This is a genomic window from Spirochaeta cellobiosiphila DSM 17781 (assembly GCF_000426705.1).
In the GTDB taxonomy this organism is placed as follows: domain Bacteria; phylum Spirochaetota; class Spirochaetia; order DSM-17781; family DSM-17781; genus Spirochaeta_E; species Spirochaeta_E cellobiosiphila.
In genome coordinates, this window is the sequence record NZ_KE384558.1 from 219163 (window position 1) to 240881 (window position 21719).

General features: G+C 38.6%; 17 protein-coding genes. 6 read left to right on the top strand and 11 right to left on the bottom strand.

Features of this window, described 5'->3' with window-relative positions; translation table 11 throughout:
- Window positions 1–135: 135 nt before the first annotated feature.
- The 3 genes from K345_RS0117655 to mmsB all read left to right on the top strand — a co-directional run bounded on the left by K345_RS0117655 (window position 136) and on the right by mmsB (window position 4039).
- Complete coding sequence (locus tag K345_RS0117655) at window positions 136–1233, top strand: substrate-binding domain-containing protein (RefSeq protein WP_028975289.1); 1098 nt, start codon at window positions 136–138, stop codon at window positions 1231–1233.
- A 79-nt stretch (window positions 1234–1312) separates the two neighbouring features.
- A complete protein-coding gene (locus tag K345_RS0117660) occupies window positions 1313–2839 on the top strand; it encodes an ATP-binding cassette domain-containing protein (RefSeq protein WP_028975290.1) in 1527 nt (508 codons plus the stop codon).
- A 9-nt stretch (window positions 2840–2848) separates the two neighbouring features.
- The gene (gene mmsB, locus K345_RS0117665) at window positions 2849–4039 is read left to right on the top strand and encodes a multiple monosaccharide ABC transporter permease (protein WP_028975291.1); all 1191 of its coding nucleotides are present in this window, start codon (window positions 2849–2851) and stop codon (window positions 4037–4039) included.
- 62 nt (window positions 4040–4101) lie between these two features.
- Here mmsB and K345_RS0117670 read toward each other — a convergent pair whose 3' ends face one another.
- Complete coding sequence (locus K345_RS0117670; protein WP_028975292.1) at window positions 4102–5040, bottom strand: ketopantoate reductase family protein; 939 nt, start codon at window positions 5038–5040, stop codon at window positions 4102–4104.
- Window positions 5041–5140: 100 nt separating this feature from the next.
- On the opposite strand from K345_RS0117670, the gene K345_RS0117675 reads away from it, so the two are divergent.
- Complete coding sequence (locus K345_RS0117675; RefSeq protein ID WP_156888464.1) at window positions 5141–6220, top strand: DUF4241 domain-containing protein; 1080 nt, start codon at window positions 5141–5143, stop codon at window positions 6218–6220.
- Between the two features lie 58 nt (window positions 6221–6278).
- Here the strand turns inward: K345_RS0117675 and pstB are convergent, their stop codons facing one another.
- The 4 genes from pstB to K345_RS0117695 form a co-directional block, all read right to left on the bottom strand.
- Window positions 6279–7037 (bottom strand): phosphate ABC transporter ATP-binding protein PstB, encoded by a 759-nt coding sequence (gene pstB / locus K345_RS0117680; protein WP_028975294.1) that lies wholly within the window; start codon window positions 7035–7037, stop codon window positions 6279–6281.
- A gap of 19 nt (window positions 7038–7056) precedes the next feature.
- Window positions 7057–8637 carry a phosphate ABC transporter permease PstA gene (gene pstA, locus K345_RS0117685; RefSeq protein WP_053228445.1) on the bottom strand — a complete coding sequence of 527 codons (1581 nt, stop codon included), beginning with the start codon at window positions 8635–8637 and terminating at the stop codon, window positions 7057–7059.
- Window positions 8637–9515 carry a phosphate ABC transporter permease subunit PstC gene (gene pstC / locus K345_RS0117690; protein ID WP_028975296.1) on the bottom strand — a complete coding sequence of 293 codons (879 nt, stop codon included), beginning with the start codon at window positions 9513–9515 and terminating at the stop codon, window positions 8637–8639. The genes pstA and pstC overlap by 1 nt, the downstream gene beginning before the upstream one ends.
- A gap of 176 nt (window positions 9516–9691) precedes the next feature.
- The gene (locus K345_RS0117695) at window positions 9692–10534 is read right to left on the bottom strand and encodes a phosphate ABC transporter substrate-binding protein (RefSeq protein ID WP_028975297.1); all 843 of its coding nucleotides are present in this window, start codon (window positions 10532–10534) and stop codon (window positions 9692–9694) included.
- A gap of 259 nt (window positions 10535–10793) precedes the next feature.
- Here K345_RS0117695 and K345_RS0117700 point away from each other — a divergent pair, with 259 nt between their 5' ends.
- Complete coding sequence (locus K345_RS0117700) at window positions 10794–12578, top strand: methyl-accepting chemotaxis protein (RefSeq protein WP_028975298.1); 1785 nt, start codon at window positions 10794–10796, stop codon at window positions 12576–12578.
- A 72-nt stretch (window positions 12579–12650) separates the two neighbouring features.
- Window positions 12651–13469 (top strand): NAD(+) diphosphatase, encoded by an 819-nt coding sequence (gene nudC / locus K345_RS21735; RefSeq protein WP_053228446.1) that lies wholly within the window; start codon window positions 12651–12653, stop codon window positions 13467–13469.
- Between the two features lies 1 nt (window position 13470).
- Here the strand turns inward: nudC and K345_RS0117710 are convergent, their stop codons facing one another.
- The 6 genes from K345_RS0117710 to K345_RS22640 form a co-directional block, all read right to left on the bottom strand.
- On the bottom strand, window positions 13471–14391 hold the full coding sequence (locus K345_RS0117710) for a beta-galactosidase small subunit (protein WP_028975299.1): 921 nt from the start codon (window positions 14389–14391) through the stop codon (window positions 13471–13473).
- Entirely contained in the window at window positions 14372–16234 is a 1863-nt protein-coding gene (locus tag K345_RS0117715) for a glycoside hydrolase family 2 TIM barrel-domain containing protein (protein ID WP_028975300.1), read from the bottom strand. The genes K345_RS0117710 and K345_RS0117715 overlap by 20 nt, the downstream gene beginning before the upstream one ends.
- A gap of 31 nt (window positions 16235–16265) precedes the next feature.
- A complete protein-coding gene (locus K345_RS0117720; protein WP_028975301.1) occupies window positions 16266–17099 on the bottom strand; it encodes a carbohydrate ABC transporter permease in 834 nt (277 codons plus the stop codon).
- Window positions 17096–17992 (bottom strand): carbohydrate ABC transporter permease, encoded by an 897-nt coding sequence (locus tag K345_RS0117725; RefSeq protein ID WP_028975302.1) that lies wholly within the window; start codon window positions 17990–17992, stop codon window positions 17096–17098. Before K345_RS0117725 ends, K345_RS0117720 begins: the two co-directional genes overlap by 4 nt.
- A gap of 52 nt (window positions 17993–18044) precedes the next feature.
- The gene (locus K345_RS21740) at window positions 18045–19349 is read right to left on the bottom strand and encodes an ABC transporter substrate-binding protein (RefSeq protein WP_083963850.1); all 1305 of its coding nucleotides are present in this window, start codon (window positions 19347–19349) and stop codon (window positions 18045–18047) included.
- Between the two features lie 82 nt (window positions 19350–19431).
- Window positions 19432–21675 (bottom strand): helix-turn-helix domain-containing protein, encoded by a 2244-nt coding sequence (locus tag K345_RS22640; protein WP_028975303.1) that lies wholly within the window; start codon window positions 21673–21675, stop codon window positions 19432–19434.
- Between the last annotated feature and the right edge of the window lie 44 nt (window positions 21676–21719).

Genomic DNA, 21719 nt, shown 5'->3' on the forward strand with positions numbered 1-21719 from the left:
TAATTTGTGCAGAATAATTAGGGAAAATACCAGGTATGCCTCATTATTGACAAGGAAATATCAGATAAATCCTGTATCGAGATAAGTCAGTCAGCAGGTACAATTTAGTTATAACGAAAGTTAAGGAGTGGTTTAATGAAAAAAATTCTACTAAGTTCTTTCTGTTTATCCTTGATTCTAACGGCTGGGATCTATGGAAATGGACAAAATGAAGGAATGTTAGACATTGGTTTGGCTATGCCCGAAACTCATGTTGAAAGATGGCAGAACGATGGGGCATCCCTCGTTGAAGAAGCAACAGCCAAGGGATATAAAGCAGAAGTTGCCTTTGGTGATGCTGATCAAAGTAAACAAAATCAGCAAATACAGGACTTTATTACTAAAGGAGCGAAGCTTCTTGTTATAGGATCTGTAAATGAAGGTGTAGGTTCTGTTGTTTCTGATGCGGCTAGAGAAGGAATCGAGGTTATTGCCTATGATAGACTTATCGTCAATTCAGCAGACTATGATTATTATATAACCTTTGATAACTTCAAGGTTGGTCAATTCCAGGGAAAAGGAATTGTAGAAGGTCTTAAATTAGACAGTGCTACTCAAACTAAGTACATCACATTATTTGCCGGTTCACCAACTGACAATAATGCTAATTTCTTCTTTGATGGAGCAATGTCTGTTCTTAAACCTTATATCGAAAGCGGTGTTTTAAAGGTCGTTGGTCCAGCACCAATGTCTTCCATGGATAAGAGCAATTTTACCAAAATAGCTACAGAAAACTGGAGAGCTGATGTTGCAAAAGCTCGCATGGAAAACCTTCTTAATAATGATGCCAAAGATGTTGTTCTTGATGCTGTTCTAGCACCTAACGATACCCTGGCTCGAGCCATTATTGAAGCTTGTATGACTGATGCTAAATATGACAGCACAGAAAAACTTCCTGTTGTTACTGGACAAGATGGAGAAGTGGCTTCTGTTAAGTACATCCGTGATGGAAAACAATATATGACTGTTTTCAAAGACACACGACAACTTGCCAAAGCAGCTATCTTATTGGCTGACGCTATCATTAAAGATCAAACGCCTAATATCCCAGGTGCCCGTATGGATACTACTTCCTACAACACTGGTAAAAAGGTCGTTAAATCTTTTCTTCTTGAACCAATAATGGTTACCAAGGACAACTACAAGAAAGTTTTTATTGACTCTGGTTACTATAGCGCAGACGAACTCCAGTAAAAAGTTCATTGATTAACAGATAAATACAGAACTGCTGTCACGGCAGTTCTGTATAGCTAAGCAGAATAGGACGTTAAATATGAGTGACTATATACTTCATGTGGATAACCTAACCAAATCCTTTCCCGGAGTAAAAGCCTTAGATCAAGTTAATTTTCGTATAAAGAAGGGAGAAATCCATTGTCTATGCGGTGAAAATGGTGCTGGTAAATCAACTTTGATGAATATCATCAGTGGTGTCTATCCCCATGGTTCCTATGATGGAAAGGTCTTTTACAAAGGTAAAGAAGTAGCCTACAAGAGCGTAAAAGATAGTGAACGGGATAAGTTAGCCATCATTCATCAGGAACTAGCTTTGAGTCCCTATCTTTCTATATTCGAAAATATATTTCTTGGACATATCCAAAGTTCTTTTGGTGTTATTAATTGGGATAAGCTGATCTTAGAATCCAGACCCTATCTCGAACGGGTTGGTTTAAAGGAAAATCCTGAAACTATTGTCAGCAAGATAGGTGTCGGTAAACAGCAAATGGTAGAGATTGCCAGAGCTTTGTCCAAACAAGTGGAACTGCTTATTCTGGATGAGCCAACATCCTCTCTTAATGATGATGAGAGTGATAAACTCTTAGACTTGATGTTGGATTTAAAAAGGGAAGGAATAACTTGTATCATGATTTCCCATAAACTAAATGAAATCATGAAGGTAGCTGATACCATTACCATACTAAGAGATGGCAAATCCATCTGTTCCTATGATATGGCCACTCAAGAAGTGACAGAAGACCTTATTATTCAAGGAATGGTAGGACGGGATCTCACCCATCGCTATCCTCCAAAGACAGCCAAAATCACAGATACCATAATGGAAGTGAAGGACTGGTCTGTCTATCATCCGGAATATCCAGATCGAAAAGTAGTTAATAAAGCTAATTTTCATCTACGAAGAGGAGAAATCCTTGCCTTTTGTGGGCCTATGGGAGCTGGTCGAACAGAACTCATGATGAGTCTTTTTGGCAGAGCTTATGGTTCTTCCTGTGAGGGGGAACTCTTTATCGAGGGGGAATCTAAACATTTCCATACCCCCAAAGACGCCATAGCCCATGGTTTGGGTTATGTATCCGAAGATAGAAAAGAGTTGGGATTAATCCTTATTCAGGATATCAAAACCAATATTAGTAATTCCAGTTTACGACGTTTATCCCAACTGGGAATCGTAAATAAGTCAAAAGAAATCAAAGAAGCAAAAAGATTTAAAGATGCGCTTAACATCAAAACCCCTAGTATTGCCCAATTAGTGAAAAACCTAAGTGGTGGTAATCAACAAAAAGTGGTTCTAAGCCGTTGTCTATTGGCAGAACCTTCTATCTTTATCGTCGATGAACCAACAAGAGGTATCGATGTGGGAGCCAAATATGAGATCTACACCATTCTCAATGAACTAGCTGAACAAGGAAAGAGCATCATTATGATATCTTCCGAATTACCAGAAGCTCTAGGAATGGCAGACCGTATTTATGTCATGAATGAAGGTGTCATTAAAGGAGAATTATCACGTTCCGAAGCCACCCAGGAAGGCATCATGCAAATGGCTTTAAGAAGGAATTAGGAGAATAATATGTCTGATAACAAAGAAATGCAAATATCCTTCAAACAGATCGTGAAGGCTAATCTACGTAATTACTCAATGTTCATTATGCTGGCTGTTATCGTTATCGGCTTTGCTCTATTGACGAACTCAGTCAATATTAATGCCCGTAATATAACAAATATCTTTATACAAAACAGTTATATTCTTGTATTAGCTGTAGGAATGGTCCTCGTTATCATTCTGGGAAACATTGATTTATCTGTTGGTTCTGTAGCTGCTATAACAGGCGCTTTGGGAGCCATGATCTATAACACGGGTATAGGAATTGTTTTTACCATCCTTTTAACCATGATTATTGGTGCTGGAATTGGATGCTTTCAAGGAGTTTTTATTGCCTATGTTAAAATACCGGCTTTTATTGTAACCCTTGCTGGTATGCTCTTGTTCCGGGGGCTTACCTATATCGTGACCAATGTTACTCCCATATCCTTAAGGGATGATCATTTTCGTGATATTGCATCCGGTTCAATATCTCCTTCCTTTCTTCAGGTTGGAGGGCTTCACTTATTACCTCTCTTATTAGGATTACTTTTACTCGTTGTTTATATTGTCTACGCCTATCGTGATCGTGTTAAGAAAAAGAATAATCAATTTCAAATACTGCCTATAGGGTATTTTATTTTCAAGATGGCTATCTTGAGTTCTGTTGTCCTTTTATTGTGTTTGAAATTTGCCCAATACAGGGGACTCCCCACTGTCTTTGTTGTGTTAGCTATCACAGTGGGAATCTTTGTCTTTGTGACAAATAATACCATCTTTGGACGGTATGTCTATGCTGTTGGAGGTAATGCTCGATCGGCAAAGTTGTCCGGGATTAATTCAGAACAGGTTATCTTCTTTGTTCATGTGATCATGGGGGCCTTGGCTGGATTATCTGGAATCGTCTTCACTGCTTATATGAACTCAGCCCTTCCTCAAGCGGGTAACTTATTCGAACTTGATGCTATCGCCGCCTGTTTTATTGGAGGTGCTTCTGCTTCTGGAGGAATAGGAACTATCATTGGTGCCATAACAGGAGGGCTTGTCATGGGAGTCATAAACAATGGTATGTCTCTTATGAATATTGGAGCTGATTGGCAATACGTTGTTAAGGCTTCTGTTCTTTTATTAGCCGTTTGTTATGATATCTATACTCGTAAGAAATCCGGTATTGTTTAATATTCATTAAATACAGCAAACGTACATTTTTATTAATGTGCGTTTGTTTTATAACATCTCAGCTATTCCTGGTTTTCTTGTTTTGAGTATCCTGATTCTATTACTTTGATGATTTTGTAGATCGTACTATTAACAGGAGTGGGAATGGATAATTCTTTTCCCATACGAATAATCTTGCCTGCAAACATGTCCACTTCACTCATACGTCTGGCCTTTCTGTCTTGTAGCATGGATGTTTGTCCGTCTGGTGCCAGGGTGACTAACATTTTGTTCCAGGATTGAATATCTTCTGTCGTCAAATCTATCTTAAATGCCTGGGCCAGTTCTATAACTTCTCCCATAAGAGCTTTCATTAAATCCTGTGCATCTTTGTTCTGCTGGAATACTCCATAAGGTGCATCTAATACAAAGGAGGCTTGATTGATTCCTACATTTACCATGAACTTCCACCACATTTGTCTCATCATATCTGTAGGTGTTGTGTAGCTGATCTCAGCTTTGTCGAGAACTGCCTGGACTGCTTGAACACGAGGACTGAGATTGGTGTTATCCTTCTCCCCAAAGGTAATCTTTCCTGCATTAGAATAACGGGTTTTATTTCCTTCTCTTACCGCATCTATGGCTACAGAGATTCCATAGAGAACCTTATCCGCTTCATAGATATCTGCGATCTGGTTTTCGCTGTCCAGTCCATTCATAAGAGACAAGAATATAGTGGTTGGACCTACTATGTTGTTCAACATAGGAAGAGCCTCAGGAAGTTGATAATCTTTTAGAGCAATTAGAATGAGGTCATATACTTCGTTTGTTTCTTCTGGATCAATGACTGGAAGTTTGAATGTTACATCATTAACAATAAGCCCCTCTTTAGTCAGGCGATCCTTACGTTTTCCCTGTGCCAGAAGTACGGTCTGAATATCATTAACCTTCGACAACTGACTAGCATAATAGGATCCTATGGCTCCTGCACCCAGGACGGCGACTTTGGTTATTTCAAACATACTTTACCTCTGGATATATGATGATTGCTTATAGATATTTAGTCAAATATATTCTCTTTTCCTGATTTTTTATATATAAAGAATTTATATTAAATCTTTAATGAGTAAGGAAAAAATGGATAACAAATTCTATTCAGACGACAGTCCCGAATACAGAATAGCCTCTTTTGTCAAAGACTGGTATTCCTGCTGGGGCAGTGTGGACCAAGTTCACGATGATGATTTTGATTTTGATCATTGGAATGATATGGTTCAGGATGTGGAAGGTAAACATTTTGTGCCTGGGTGTTTATCCGGGACAAGAAATTCCTTTAGTTCGATTCCGGACTTTGATCCCTCCACAGAGGAGATTATTTCTGTACAAGCTAGTCAAGGCTATGCTGTCATTGTCTCCAAAATAGCTAAACAAGCGATGGATGAATATCATGTCTATGATGTTATTCAACAAGGGGATGGTTCATGGCTTATTAAGAAGATCATAACCCTCTTGGATCCTCCCGAAGAGCTAGTTATTGCTCCTACTGAAGTAGATAAGATCTTAGCCTTAGCCTCTGAAAGTGCTTCTCTCCAATTATTGGATGATAAGTTGGAATTAGATGAGAATCTTCTCTTCAAGAAGGGACGTAAAATCCTGTCTTCTGATATCGATGATGAGACTCCTGAGATCAGTTTTATCGGTAATTTCCATACTCCATCAGGCATCTTGGGTATTATGGACTTTGGGGATAGTATCTATGAGTTTGAGCCTTTGGAACATAGGGTCAAGCCTGGCCATTATAAGGTTGAAGCTGTTATGGCAGACCAAAGAGTGGGAGGAATACGAATTCTTTTCAAAGATGATAAGAAAGCTGTTAAGTGGTATTCAGCCAAGACTCCCAAGGGCAACGGGATCTATGGGGTAGATGCAGGGAATCTAGCTATCTTTGATGTAAGTTCCCTGACCCAATTGAATAACCTTAAGAAAGAAAGACTTTTTACTCAATGGTCTACTTCAGAAGGGAATCCGCAGCTTCTTAATATTCATGCTCATAACGATGGTATTATTACTTCAAGTGGTTATGGAGATGGTGCTTATCCTGCTTTTTGGGGTGTCGATGAGAATGATAATATAGTATCCCTTTATATAGACTTTCTCGTTCTCGTCAAAGAACGTAAAGACGGCATACTAATTACGATATAAAAAAATAGCCATTCTCAAAGTATTTACTGAGAATGGCTACCACTGCTAATTGTAAATATCAGCCGAATTTACCAGATATATACTCTTCTGTTTTCGCGCTTTCCGGTTTGAGGAATATCTTGTCTGTTTCTCCAAATTCTTCAATCTGACCATGAAGGAAAAAAGCCGTCTTATCAGAGATACGACCTGCTTGATGCATATTGTGTGTAACAATGACAATAGTGTATTTTTCTTTCAACTCATGAATAAGATCTTCAATACGGGAAGTGGAGATGGGATCAAGAGCAGATGTTGGCTCATCCATAAGTACAACTTCCGGTTCTACTGCTAATACTCTGGCTATGCAGAGGCGTTGTTGCTGGCCACCTGATAATCCTAAAGCCGGTTTATGAAGTCTGTCTTTGACTTCATTAAAAAGAGAAGCCTGTTGTAAACTTTTTTCTACGATCTCATTAAGTTTTTGTTTGTTTTTAATACCATGAGTTCGAGGGCCGTAGGCAATGTTATCAAAGATAGACATGGGGAAGGGATTTGGCTTTTGAAAAACCATACCTACCTTCTTGCGAAGTTCTATGATATCCCATTCTGAATAGATGTTTTTATCATCATAGTTGATTAATCCTTCAATGGTTACTCCATCAATAAGATCATTCATGCGATTAAGAGTTCTGAGAAAGGTTGATTTTCCACAACCTGAAGGACCGATAAGAGCGGTCACTTCTTTGGTTTTTATGTCCATATCAATATTATGAAGAGCTTGGAATTCTCCATAATATAAGTTCAGGTCTTTGACTTCGATAGTATTTAAGGTTTCCATATAATCAATTACTCCTTGGTTACATTCCGGATTTCTTGTTTATCCGCTTAGTAATAAAGGTAGCGGACAAGTTTGTTATGAGGATGATAACGACTAGAACAACTCCTGTAGAGAAGGTTCTGTCGAAGGACAATGCTTCAGAGAACAACATATACAAGTGGAGGGATAAAACTCTGGCCGAGGAAAAGGGGCTGGACACTAGATCGTAGTTAGACCCTAATGTATAAATGAGGACCGCCGTCTCTCCCACTGTTCTTCCCATAGCCAGAATGATACCTGTGAGAATCCCTGAGGACGCAGCAGGTAGTACAACTTTTATAGTGGTTTGCAGTTTGGTAGCACCTAAAGCTAAACTCCCTTCTCTATAAGTTTGGGGTACCGATTTTAAGGCTTCTTCTGTTGTTCGGATAATGGTAGGAAGTACCATTAAGGTTACTGTTAGGGTACTGGAAATAAAACCAATACCTAAACCACAGATCTGTACGAAGAAGATAAATCCAAATAAACCAAATACAATAGAAGGTATACCTGATAAGGTTTCTGTTCCCATTCTCAGGTAACGAACCATTCGGCCCTGCTTTGCGTATTCCACCAGGTAGATAGCGGCCATCACACCTATAGGTGTGGAAAACAAGAGGGTAAAGATAATCAGGACAAAGGTGTTGATAATAATATAGGAGATTCCTCCCCATTGTCCTGAACGGGCTGGTGGCTCAATGATAAAATGCCAGGTTAAATTCCAGCCTGTTTCATGTCGCAACACGGGAATAAAGGATAATCCATATTTATTAACTGTTCTTTGGTCTGTGACCAACACAGCTCCTTCAGTATTTTCTAGTTTAGTTAAACGATCTGGATCATCAGAGGACAGGAGGACTAGAGGTAAATTGGTTCCTCCCACTTGCTTCCAGTTGCTGACTTTTCCTGATGTAATAAGATTGACTTGCTCCTCTGTTAGTTCACGAAGCATCTTATTATCTTGAATCATGAGAACAGAAGGATTCACAGCCATGCTTGTTCGTCTGACCCCTAAGACTTTAACTGATTTGGGTAGGTCCTTTGCTTCTGAAGCAGGTAGAAAACCTAAAGCTCCTGGCGTGTCTCCCACCTTTTCAATCATATCGGACCAAGAGTTCACCATATTAACGTTCTTGCGGTAATCTTCCAGGTCTGATCCAGCTAGAATAAAATCTTTAACAGCTAAGGAAAAGGCTCCTTCCTCTTTGTACGCAAAGGGTTCTACTCTTAAGTCCTGTTGATTATAGAATCCCCAGTTTTCATTACGAACCTTGTTATAGAGTTTACGTAATCCCTCTACGGGAATATCTTGTGATCTTGTTTTATCTTGGATAATAAAGACAACATCTTCATTCATTCCGTCTAAAGCCAGTTCCCTTTCAACATACGGAGTGACCGAATAGGATACCTGATTGTTGTATCGTAACCCCTTTACCAGTATATAACCTATGATCCAGGCTAGTATAAAGATAGTCAGGAGGGCTAAGAACCAGATAATCCCTTTGGCTATCTGTTCCTGTCTACGTATCTTGCGAGAATGGGGTGAGGATACATTAGGTTTCTTTTGTTTTAATAGGGGCATTATATATCCTCCTTAATGGCTTTTTTCATTAGGTATTGAACGATTAGGTTGATAGCCAGTATGAAAATGAAGAGCACAATACCTGTGGTAAAGAGACTCACCGAATGATAATCCGTAGCGTATTTCATATCCGTTGCTATGTTCATGGTTAAGGTTCTTGTTAAGGATAGTGGCCCTTTTGGCATAGTAACTGCATTACCAGCTACCATGAGTACAGCCATGGTTTCCCCAATGGCTCGTCCCATACCCAGAACAATACCTGCCAATATCCCGGATCGGGCTGATGGCACCAGTACTCGATAAATAGTCATCCAATGGGTAGCGCCTAAGGCTAATGAACCTTCCTTTTGTTCCTGAGATACCGCTCTAATTGATACCTCTGTTATATTTACAATGGTAGGAAGAGTCATTATCGCCAGAACAATACTGGCTGTGATAACTCCCAGACCGGTGGGGCTATCAAAAATCTTTCTAATAATAGGCGATATGGCTATATAGCCAAATAGACCATAAATAACAGAAGGGATACCTGCCAGTAATTCCACTACAGATCGTAATATAGAGGCAAAGCGTCCTTTGGCTATCTCAGCCATAAAGATTCCTACAGCCAATCCAACAGGTACGGATAATAACAAAGCCCCCGTTGTTACCCAGATGGATCCCATAATGAAGGCTAATATCCCATATTGTGGAGGATCAGCGGTGGGTGCCCAATCTGATGAAAATAAAAAGGTTAGGGGACTCACTTGTGTGAAAAGGGGCAAACCTTCCTTGAGGATAAATACTGTTATGAAGACAACACTTATTATCGATATAAAAGCGCTGATCAACAGGATTTTCTCCACGATTTTTTCCAGTAAACTCTTCGAAGATTTCAATATATCTTCTCCTTAAGCTATATTCGTTATACAAAGATCTCAATTGAGGAAGGTGATTATTGTTAGAGAAATGTTAGAGTATTGTTAAATTGATCTTCGGATATGGTTAAAAAAAAAGGCCGCTCTCCCGAGCAGCCTATTAACTGTATTTGATTTTAGTTTTTATACTAATTCAATTATTCATTTAAAGGTATGAAACCTTCTTCTGCTACGATGGCTTGTCCTTCGTCAGACAAGATGTAGTTGATGAAGTTTTCTTCAAGAGATCCTGCAGGAACAGTTCCCTTTGTTACAAGAAGTAATTCTCTTTGAATAACATAAGATCCATTAAGTACATTACTTGTGGAAGGTGCTATATTGTCAATCTTTACAGATTTTGTTCCTGCATCTTTACCTAGGTAACCAAGACCACAGTATCCGATAGAGTAAGGAGTAGATCCTACTTTAGCTACCATATCACCATTTGAAGTTACAATAGCAGCTGTCTCTACGAAAGATTTACCAGCACTCTTAACAGTTTTTTCATTAAAACAATCTCTGGTACCGGAAGCTTCATCTCTGTTGAATACAACGATTTCTGCATCAGGACCACCAACTTCACTCCAGTTTTTGATTTCACCAGCGAAGATAGCTATTAATTGATCATGGCTAAGGTTATCTAATGATACAGAACCTTTGTTTACAACAACAGCAACACCGTCTTTAGCGATAGGAGTTCCTACAGCACCAGCTTCTTTTTCAGAATCTTTTAAATCTCTTGAAGCCGCACCAATTGTATAAGTTCCAGCTAAAGCACCCTTAACACCAGCAGAGGAACCTGGAGCATCATAAGAAATCTTAACTTCTGGATACATATCTTTGTAAGCTTCGATAGTAGCTCGAACGATAGGTTCTACAGTTGTAGATCCACCAAAAGCGTAGTTTCCAGAGAAGCTAGCTCCGGAAGCGTCTTTTTGACCATTAGCAAAAGTAAAACCAGCAACTAGTAGAATCATTAAACCAGCAATGATTTTTTTCATTTTTCATAACTCCTTGATTATTTGCAATTAATCTCAATTGCCTTTGAGTTGACCCCATCATCAAACTTGCATATTTGAAAACGATAAAAGAATTGTTAAATAACTGTTAGGTTTTTGAGGAGGTCTCAAACGGGTGGGGTCATTAAAATTGCATTACAAGGTGAACGATTCATAATATTTTCCTAATACAATCTTAACATACCCAATGTTTAATGTTCTTAAAAAAAGAAGGACATATTATTGAGGGCGGTTATAGACCATGAAAATTAAAACCCAAGCTTTTGTTATGCTACTGTTTAGTTTCATAATGATGATAGCTATCGGGCTGGTAATGTTTAATCAAACAAAAAAAACCGATGCCCTGACTGAACAACTTCAGAAAGCTGAAGAAGGTCTAATACTGTTAAATGAATTTCAAGTTGCGGCTATGGAACAGGTATTATATGGGGTTGATGTTTTAAGAACCGGTGATATATCCGGTGATAGGATCATTACCTATCGAATGGCAGAAACACAGATGCCAAGACAGATTGAGCGATTGTCAGAGCTTTTAAGTGTAGACAAATCGCTCCATGAAGATGTAGATCGGCTGACAAAGCGCGGTGAAGGATTAGCCCGAATGTGTAAGGAAGAACTACTTGATCCTTTGTATGCACATCAGGTTCCAGATGAAAGCCTGTTAGGGCGATTAATTTATGAAGAATTAGCAGGATTAAAAACGGATATTAATACGGCAAGAGAAAAGTTAAGTACAATAATAAAAGAACAAAGTTTATTGCAAAGTGAGCAACAGGAAAATCTTCTAACCATTTGGCTTCCCGCTGGTTTTGGGGTTCTTTTCTTATTGTTATTTGTTAACTTTTTAATCATCCAGTTTATTCTAAGTAATATTAATAAAACAAAAGACCTTCTGGGGGTGCTGGCAGAGGGGCAGGGGCGTTTAGATGTAGCTCTTCCTGTTAAAGGTAAAAATGAGATCTCTTCTTTAAGAGCTAACTTTAATCACTTCATGTCCAACTTGAATGAGAGACATCAGAGTTTATTAGTGATAGCAGATCAGCAAGTTCAATCCGGAGAGCGTCTTAATGATGTTACTGTTGAACATAAGGGGGCTGTTACTAATATCACGGAGAATTTGAATTCTATCTATGAGCACAGCTATACCATGGAACAACGTGTGAGTGACTCCTTTGGAGAAGTGCAGAAGATAGCCAAAACATTAGTGGAACTCAATGCTTTGGCTTCGCGTCAGCAGAATCAGGTGGTCACCATGGATAATCATGGTAAGGATGTTCAAGAATCCTTAGCTCGGCAGATAGAGGCGGTATCAGAACAAGTCCGATTGACAGAACAGGTTCGTAAGGAAGGTCTGGAAAACCGCCGGATTATGGAATTGCTTAAGAACCAGATTAAGGAGATATTGGATAACTCTTCATTGATTGCCAAATCTATTATGTCCATTCAGGATCTGGCTGATCAAACGGATATCTTGGCTATCAATGCTTCTATAGAAGCAGCCCAGGCCGGAAATTCTGGTAAAGGTTTTTCTGTCGTTGCCGGCGCCATGAGGCAGTTATCTAATGAAGTTCGATCTAATTCGAGTATCATCACAGAACTATTGGATGAACTTGAAGGAAGCCTGGCAAAAATGGCAGAGGAAGAAAAGGCTAGTCAAAAAACAATTGATCGTCTTATTTTACAGAACCGGAATGCAGAAGAAGCTGTACAATCCCTCAAGCAAAGTCATGGTGAAATCCACCATTTAACAAGTTCCTTTTTTAGTTCCTTAAAGGACATTCTTACTGAATCTACCAAGATCCACCACATTAGTGAAGATGTCCGCAAAAGCGGCCATCAAATAAGTCACCATATGGAAGGAATTAAAGATAAACAAAAAGAGTTGTTGTTAGAGTCGGAAGAGATGCGTCATGGTCTGACTCAATTGGCTAATGGTACTAAGGCTTTAGGAGAGTTAAGCGAACAAAATCGGATGAGTACCTTTGAATTAAGTCAGGAGATCCATAAGTTTGGTTCCCGGGAATGATGCCTTGACACCATGGAGAGCTATGCTTAGCATGGTGTCACTATTTTTGCATTTGAAAAGGGGGCTTCGCCCATGCTCTACCGTTTACAGGACACCCTATGGGATATCACTCCCAAAGGCCAGCATAATAAACAAACAGGTAAGGTTATTCTCTTTCAAGAGGATAATATTATTACTTTTCCTGGAGAAAAGCTATTTTTAGAGGCTTCTGAGTTCGAGGGGATTAGTTCGCAAGACCCTCAATACCTGGCTACCATAGATCATATAACTTGGAGTGCCTTCTGGGTGGATGATTCTTTTGACCTAGATAATGTTGAACTTATTAGTCTAAGAGATGTGGGGCCATTGGATGAACAAATATTTGTTCTTGCCGGAAGGGCTTTGAGTCTAAGACGTTGGAAACAGGATCATCAATTTTGTGGTCGCTGTGGAAAGCCACTTAACTATTTTGATCATGAACCGGGAGCCCATTGCGATAGTTGTAACTTAACTGCTTATCCCCGTATATCACCTTGTGTTATCGTTCTGGTCTACAAGGGAGATCAACTCCTTTTAGCCCGCAATGTACGTTTTAAAGACAGTGGTATGTATTCTACTTTAGCCGGTTTTATTGAATCCGGGGAATCAGCAGAACAAGCGGTTCACAGGGAAATCTTTGAAGAAGTAGGAATCCGGGTTAAGAATGTCCAGTATTTGAATAGTCAATCCTGGCCTTTTCCTCATCAATTAATGTTGGGATTTGAAGCAGAATACGATTCTGGTGATATCTCACTTCAAGAAGAAGAAATCGACGATGCCCGTTGGTTTGCCTTTGATGAATTACCAAAGAGAGCCCCCAACTTGAGCATCGCCGGATGGATGATAAATCGCTTCATTGAGAAGCATCAGTAACTTAGGGTTTTATAACAAAGGAATATTGGATATCTTTATTCCCAGGTATACGAAAATCTTCTTCTACATCACTTCCCCAACTGTCAATACCACCTACCCCTCTAACAGCACCTAGTATATTAAGTACAGTCCGTCTGACAGGGGGGAGTTCTTCTTGATGGGTAGCATTTTCTATTTCTAAAGCCGTATAGGGGAGGGCGCTAAAGGCAAAAGGTTGTCCCTTCATGGCAAAGGTTAAGGTTCCTTTCCTTTCCTGAAATTCTTGTCTAAGGGTTACATATTCTGTCTTTATATGCATACCACAGTCCTGTGGTACCAAATAGGGAGTCATAGGAAGACCTTCTACTTTATAGGTACCAGGTATGCCTCCCATTCTTCTATCGGGATAAGTCTCACCACTTAAACCTTTATAGATAAAGCTTTCAACAGGACGTGGTAAGATAAATCTTATCCCAAAAAGCGGTAGTTCAGGTAAACCTTCTTTTCCGTGATAATGAACATCAACGGTCATATTCCCATCTTCTGTTATGGTATAGCTTACTTCTACTTTGGTAGAAGGATTTGTACAGGTTGTATAGGTATATTTTATACAGACTACCTTAGGAGTTTCATAGGCCGTCCCTCTAAAAGTATTATTATAAGGAGCTATGTATTGGGGCAGTTCCTGTCCATCAATAATGATTTGTATAGAATCAACTCCTGTAAACAAATCAGCTCCCACCCACATATGGGAACGTTGCCCAAACCCATTTCCTCTGTCATTGCAGGTTGTTCCCCTCCAATAGGTTGGTTTAGGACTTCTATATAGCCATTGCATATGGTCAATAACTATCGATTCTGGTCCACCATGATCATAGGAAAACAAATATTCAAATCGATCTCCATGCAGACCTAAGAACACATCACTCAGAACGCAGCGCATAAAAATACCTCACTTCTTGCATACAGGGCTTTTCTGTTCGATCCGCAAACAGGATTCCATTACCGGAGAATTCATAATCACTCGGTCTATCATCAAAATCTCCTCCGTACTTTAATACTTTGCGACCCGTGTAGGGATCTATAACCAGAAGAGCCTGATCAATCATGTCCCAAATATAGCCCCCTTGATATTGGGGGTATTTATCCAATAGGGCATCATATGTTTTGATTCCACCCAAACTATTACCCATACAATGCATGTACTCACATAGGATGAACGGTTTGGAACCATCTGTCTTCAAATACTCTTCTATACGTTCAGGGGGAGCATACATTTGGGATTCCACATCTGATATCTTGGATTTTAAATCTGGATTATGAAAGACTCCTTCATAATGGACGAGACGGGAGGGATCAGTTTGTTTGAAATACTGATTCATTTCTACCAAAGCTGTTCCTGCATAGGATTCATTACCTAAAGACCAAAAGAGTATAGAGGGATGGTTTTTGAAGGTTTCAAATACAGTTTTAGCCCTGTCCAAGACTAATGCCGTCCAATCAGGATCGTCTCCAGGAACATTCCATGATGGTTCTACAGCCCCCATCTTCTGCCATGATCCATGACTTTCCAGATTCACTTCTGCCATGAGATAAATACCATTTTGATCACAAAGGTCATACCATTCTAAACGATTGGGATAATGACTGGTTCGTATAGAGTTGATGTGGTTACGCAGAATAATCTGTATATCCTGTTCCATTTCCGTTGTATCAATAGCTCGACCTTTCTTAGCACTCCATTCATGACGGTTAACGCCATTGATGATAAGACGCTTTCCGTTGAATTGGATGATCTTGTTTTCCAGTCCTATACTTCGGAAACCGATATGATAGGGCACAACTTCTATAAGATTATTCTTATCATCGAAAAGCTTAATAATGAGCTTGTATAAATAAGGTGTTTTATTCGACCATAATTTAGGACGATCTATATCCTGTTGGGGAAAGCATATTTTTGATGATTCCCCACTTAGTTCTTGTTTGTTTTGTAAAATGACACGGTTCTCATCTTCCAGGCTATATTCTATGAAACCTTTTGAGGGAGTTTGATAAGACAATTGGACATCAAGTTGCAAACTTCCTTTGTCCTCATGCAGTTTTGTTTTAGCCCACATATCATCCAGATGTATTTTAGGTTTTGTATATATGCTTACAGGTCGGAATATTCCACTGAACCGGAAAAAATCCTGATCTTCAACCCAGGCAGCTTTAGATCGTTTATACACTTCTACAGCTAACTTATTATCCTTTTCTTTGATATAGGGAGTTAAATCAAATTCACTAGGAGTAAAACTGTCCTCACCATAACCAATGAAATGACCATTTAAATAGAGATAAAAAGCTTGTTCTACTCCCTCAAAACGAATATAGGTCCTTTGATGGGTCCAGGAAGAGGGAATATCAAAGTTTTTGACATAAGATAGAACAGGATTATGATCCATATCCACTTCAGGGGGGCGCAAAGATACATGCCCTTCCCAGGGATACATGGTGTTTATATAATGAATTTGATCATAGCCTTGTAATTCTACATGTCCAGGAACATCGATTTTGGTGAACCCTTCCAGCTTGTCCTCTACTTTATAGAAGTCCATAGGCCTTTCTTTATAATGACGGGACCATTTAAAGTTCCATCGTCCGTTTAGGCTCATATAACATGTCCGATTATCTTCAGTCATGTTGTCCCAACTATCATAATGAATGTGATCTGAATGAGCTGCTAATTGGTTAACTCGAAAGACTTTTGGATCTGTCAACCATTCTAACTGAGGTTTTGTATTCATATTGCCTCCCTATCTATATAATTGTAATTCATCATTCTTTGACTGCTCCAGAAACAACCCCTGCCAGAATATATTTTTGGAAAAAGAGGTAGAGTAATATAGTAGGGATCATAATAATAATGATTCCAGCTGCAAGAGTTTGCCATGATCCTTGTTGTGCATTGGCATAGTTCATTAAGAATGTTGTTAGGGTTCTCAACTTACTTTTGGGCATATACAAGTAAGGAATATACATATCATTGATTATTGTGATGGACTTTATGATACATACTGTGGCTGTTGCCGGTGCTAATAAAGGAAAGATAATTCTTCCAAATACACCATAATAGGAACATCCATCAATAATGGCTGCTTCATCCAGGGATGCAGAAATGGTGCTGATAAATTGTCTGTATATATAGAGCTGCATTAAATCACTGGCTATATATATAAGGATAGGAGCTCTCAGTGTATTGTATAATCCCAATCCGCTAATGAGTTTAAATCGGGCTATCTCTGTGACAAAGGTAGGTATTAACATTCCAAAGAAAAAGAGTCCAACTATTATCTTTTTAAAGGGGAACTGAAAACGTTCAATAATATAGGCAGTTATGGTTCCAAAAAGAACATTGAAGACCAAACTTATCCCCAGTATAATTCCTGTGTTTTTGAACCCTAATAGTAAATATTTATTCGTAAGTACGGTTCTAAAGTTTTCCCAGGTGATACGGCTAAGAGGGGGAAGTAATAGGGGGGATGTATTAACCATATCAGCTCTATCTTTGAAAGCAGCAAATAAGGTTAAAATAATAGGCGCTGCTACAATAGCTACCATGGCTATACAAAATACTTGTTTAATTAACTGAACGGTAACGTTTTTTCTCATCTTTTCTTTCCCTCCCTTAGTACGACTTTATGTATGAGGATATTCTGGATAAGGAATATCAAGATAATCATAAACATTATGGCTACTGCCATTGTGGCTGCTAAACCAAACTTACTGAAAGTAAAAGCGGTTTTGATTGTGTATAAGGTGAAGGTTGATGAGGCATATCCCGGCCCTCCATTGGTAATAACAAAGGGAATATCGAATACTTGCAAAGCTCCCCGTATGTTATCAAATAAGATGAAGTCCACCATCAACATAATAGAGGGAACTTGAATGTACTTGAATATTTGTAAGGGATTCGCTCCATCAACAAGAGCTGCTTCATGAATGTCCTGGGGGATAGATTGTAGGGCTGCCATAAAGAGTACCACATGGTATCCACTAAAGCGCCATAAAGATACAAAGGCTAGGACATAATTTACAATACCTGCATCACTTAACCAATTGCGAATCAATCCAGAGAGATGCATGGTTTCTAATATGGCATTAAAGGCGCCATTAATAGGAGAGAAAAAATAGGAAAAGGCATAACTGATGGCTACACCATTTATAATATAGGGCAAAAATACTGTTGTCTTATAGAACTTGGCTGCCCGTAACTTGCTGGTTAATAAGACGGCGAACATTAATTCAACTGGAATCATGAGAAGGTGAATAACAAAATACACCATGTTGTTTTTGAGAGATCCCCACAGATCTTTGTTGTGAAACATATCAATGTAGTTCTGGAATCCAACAAACTGATAGGATTGTGATAATCCATCCCAATCTGTTGCACTAATTCGGAATAGATCCAAACCAGGAACGATAACAAAAGCTATTAAAAGGGATATCGGAACCAGCAATGCTGTTAAAATGAAGACCATTTTTTGTTTCTTTAAAGTACCCATAGATAATCCTTGAAAGAGGAGGAGTCAACAAGACTCCTCCTTATATAGTGGTTTATTGAATGTTAAGTTTGTCCCTGGCGGCTTCCCATTTGTCATTAAGCTCAGATAACTTTTGATCAAGATCAAAATTAGGTGTTAACATCTGGGCTCCTAGCTTTTTGTAGTCAAAAGCTGTTTCGTTTTGGATGGCCATAAAGTTATCGCCACCACCATCATACATAACTAATGTCATGTCTGGTGTATTCTTATCAGCTTCTGCTAGGACTGCTTCTTTTGCTTTAGGAAAATTACTCATTGAAGAGGCACTAGATACATAATTCAAATAATCGGGATACCAATCTTCTGAATAGAACCATTCCAAAAAGGCTTTTGCCAATTCAGGTTGTTTGGAATGAGTTGTGATTCCCATAAAGGAATCTCCTTGTACTATTACATTGTAAGGATCTGATTCGGAGTCTCTTACAGGTAGGTAGAAGGTTCCCAAATCATCAATTGATTCTGCACCTTTAGTGATGTTTTGCAGGGACCAGTCTCCAGAGGCAAATATGGCAATGTTTTTTGTCGCAAATAGATTTGTGATTTGATCATTTCCTAAGCCTAAGGGATCCTTACCAAGAACACCGCTTGTGTAGAGGTCGTATATCTTTTCATATACTTTTCGGATATCTGTTCCTTTTTCAAATGGTCTGTCCTGTGTGGCCATCATATTCCAGTACTGGCCATTACCACTTTCAAGTGCCGGACCAAATTCCATGAAAGGATAGTCAGGCCATTCGTCTTTAAGACCTATACCTAAAGCTATAAAGTCAGGATTGGTCTTACTATAATAGTTCTGTAGCTTCTGGCTTACTTCTTCTAATTCTGACCAGGTTGTTGGAACTTCAACTCCTGCTTTTTCAAAGAGATCTTTCCAGTAGTATACATACTCATATCCACTAGTCATGGGGATACCAAGAACTTTTCCATTAATAGCATAACCATCTGCTAATTGATTATTTTTATTTGCCTCAGTATCTGATAGGTCAACAAGATAATCTTTGAATCTTGATAAAGTGAAAGGCTTATTAAACATAACGTCAGGTAACTGATTAGCAGAAGCACGCATCTTCATACTGTTCCAGTATTCTGAGTCATCCTTGATTTTTTCGACTTCCACATCCGCATTGGGATATTTTTCCTGGAACTTCGCTACCATGTCCTGGGACTCAATAAAATCATTTAGGTTATTGTCCCAGATTGTAAAGGTGATTGTTCCACTATAGGGATCATCAGATTTAGCATTACCCTTTGAACAACTTACCCCAGCCGTTAGGATAAGAACTGCCATTCCAAGAATAAGGTAATTCGTTTTTCTCATTCAAAATCCTCCTAGATTTTTTTGTAAGGTTAATCCAGACTAGGGGGAAAAATAGGAACTCGCTACAGGCAAATATTAATAATTATTGATTATTCTTCACATTTTGTAGGTCTTTTCCCCATTTTGAGGGGCTTTTTCCTACTTCTTTTTTAAAAACCCTATTGAAATGCTCAGGACTGGCATAACCCACTTTATGTGCTATTTCGTATATCTTGAAGTTAGTTGTTTCGATTAATTGTTTAGCTTTATGGATACGAAGTCCTGTTACATAGGATAGAAAAGTCTCTCCTGCTTCTTGATGGAATTGGGTTGCAAAATAATTCTCATTCAATTGTACATATTCAGCTACAACACCTAGGGACAATTCTGGATTTCTGTAATTGTTAATAATGTAACGTTTGGCTAATGTCACATGATCTGTCCAATGCTGTCCTAACTGTTTGAGGCTGTAATCCAGTAATGTTCTGATTATATTATTAATAAATAGAATTAATTCTGTCACCGTTTCTATATTGTTAATTGTATCAATGTAATCTGATTTGTTATCCCCCAGTAATTGACTTAGGGACAGGTTTTCTTTGTTAAATTCCTGAACGAACGCCAGAAGTAAACTAACGATTTCATCTCTTGCTAGTGAAATGGATTCTGTCTCAATGTGGTTAATAAACTGTTGTCTTTGATCATTTTCTTTTTTTTCATCACCCAGGTAGACCGCATGGGCCCATTCTTTATATTGACCTATTCCTTGTAGTAATCTTTGTGTTTGGTCTTCATCCAGGATCATATATGGCTTTTGGGGGGTGATTTCAAAGAGTCCTTTAAGCTGTCCCAGTATCTTTATTTCTTCCTCTATCAATGTTAAATCTGAAAGTGGTTTCCGTAGGATAGCCTGTAGGTTGCTATGCGTTTCTTTTAAGACAATGCTATCTAAATCATGGAGCATATGAATGATTTGACTCTCGTTATATACGGACTGAAGTTGATAATGAACAATGTAGTAGTCATCCTGGAACTGCTCTATGAGGCAATGGGAGGCAAAATGGGGGACTTGATATAAGCTTTTCACTAGGTCCTTGGTATGGTTTTTCAGTTGTAGACCAATTATTAGGAAGGGCTGTGTAAAGTATGTATTGTTTTTCTTGATGATATCTTCAGGGCTAATGTTTTTCTTGATCAGATCCATAAAGATATTCTGGGGAGTGCCATTTTGTTCATTTATTCGATTTTCATAATCATCTATGAGAGCTTTTATCCTCAAAACCATTGAGTTGAAGGAATGAGTCATAGTGCTTACTTCTAAACATCCCATTGGTTCTACATATATATCAAGCTGACCTTCTTCAACCTTTTTCAAACTCTTCCACATTGTAAGTATAGGATGAACAATGTTCTGTAGAAACATTCGGGAGAAAACCGTGAATAGCAACAAGATAACAAGAATAACAGAGAGAATGATAGTCGATATAACATTGAAATGTTTGGTCAAACTGGCTGTCTTCGTAATGGTTATGATATTCAAGTGCTTATCTTTTAGATTTATGGGTGTTTTGCTTATGGTATATCCTGGTAAACTTAGCTTTCCTAGGTACCCATTTAATAATTGGGAATCGATCTTACCGGCATAGACTAATTGATCTTGGTTTTCTCCACTGGTAATGATGGTATAGCCTTGTTCTTCACTATCATAACGATGAATAAGCTTTGAGATTTCAGACAAATCATACATGGTAATGAGGCTTATCTTCTCTGATCGATCTGTTAGTACATCAGGCTGTAAAGCAGCTACCAGAATAAGAGCACTTTTACCAGCTCCTTGATAGACTTCTTGATTTTTGTTACTTGATCCCACATAGACTTTATTACTAACTAAGGAAGGAGTGGCAGGGATTATATTATTACGGATGTCTTCTTCTGTAAGTTCCACTTCGTTTTTATAATTGATGATTCGACCACTTTTCATATAGATATTCATTCCAATGATATGAGAGACCGGAACTAGTGCCAATTGAGCCGCTTTGTTTAATTCCTGCTCATACTGATGCCTTTCCCCGGGATCCTTTGTGTCTATAGATGCTATGATATCCAGTAAGTTATTATTATTAACATAAACTAGATGAGACAATCGGATAGACATGGTTTCATATTCTCTTACCAGAGTATCTTTGATGTTCGATTGCCGAATTCTTATATTATCCAGGGACTGACTTTTTATTATGTTATGGATAATAGGTAATGTGATGACGAACACAATAAGGATGGGCAAGACGATTAATGTTATAAAGGACTTATAATATATTTGCTTGATTGTCATATTCTTTGAGGTCATAGATACAACAGTAATATGACTTTTAACTCTTAGCGATAAAAAAG

Coding starts and splice junctions, on each gene's coding strand:
- K345_RS0117710 (WP_028975299.1), bottom strand. CDS start 14,391: ATGCGCTGCGTTCTGAGTGATGTGTTCTTAGGTCTGCATGGAGATCGA.
- K345_RS0117715 (WP_028975300.1), bottom strand. CDS start 16,234: ATGAATACAAAACCTCAGTTAGAATGGTTGACAGATCCAAAAGTCTTT.
- pstB (WP_028975294.1), bottom strand. CDS start 7,037: ATGGAAACCTTAAATACTATCGAAGTCAAAGACCTGAACTTATATTAT.
- K345_RS0117655 (WP_028975289.1), top strand. CDS start 136: ATGAAAAAAATTCTACTAAGTTCTTTCTGTTTATCCTTGATTCTAACG.
- K345_RS0117660 (WP_028975290.1), top strand. CDS start 1,313: ATGAGTGACTATATACTTCATGTGGATAACCTAACCAAATCCTTTCCC.
- mmsB (WP_028975291.1), top strand. CDS start 2,849: ATGTCTGATAACAAAGAAATGCAAATATCCTTCAAACAGATCGTGAAG.
- pstA (WP_053228445.1), bottom strand. CDS start 8,637: ATGCCCCTATTAAAACAAAAGAAACCTAATGTATCCTCACCCCATTCT.
- K345_RS0117700 (WP_028975298.1), top strand. CDS start 10,794: ATGAAAATTAAAACCCAAGCTTTTGTTATGCTACTGTTTAGTTTCATA.
- K345_RS0117725 (WP_028975302.1), bottom strand. CDS start 17,992: ATGGGTACTTTAAAGAAACAAAAAATGGTCTTCATTTTAACAGCATTG.
- K345_RS0117720 (WP_028975301.1), bottom strand. CDS start 17,099: ATGAGAAAAAACGTTACCGTTCAGTTAATTAAACAAGTATTTTGTATA.
- K345_RS0117670 (WP_028975292.1), bottom strand. CDS start 5,040: ATGTTTGAAATAACCAAAGTCGCCGTCCTGGGTGCAGGAGCCATAGGA.
- K345_RS0117675 (WP_156888464.1), top strand. CDS start 5,141: ATGAGTAAGGAAAAAATGGATAACAAATTCTATTCAGACGACAGTCCC.
- K345_RS21740 (WP_083963850.1), bottom strand. CDS start 19,349: ATGAGAAAAACGAATTACCTTATTCTTGGAATGGCAGTTCTTATCCTA.
- K345_RS0117695 (WP_028975297.1), bottom strand. CDS start 10,534: ATGAAAAAAATCATTGCTGGTTTAATGATTCTACTAGTTGCTGGTTTT.
- K345_RS22640 (WP_028975303.1), bottom strand. CDS start 21,675: ATGACCTCAAAGAATATGACAATCAAGCAAATATATTATAAGTCCTTT.
- nudC (WP_053228446.1), top strand. CDS start 12,651: ATGCTCTACCGTTTACAGGACACCCTATGGGATATCACTCCCAAAGGC.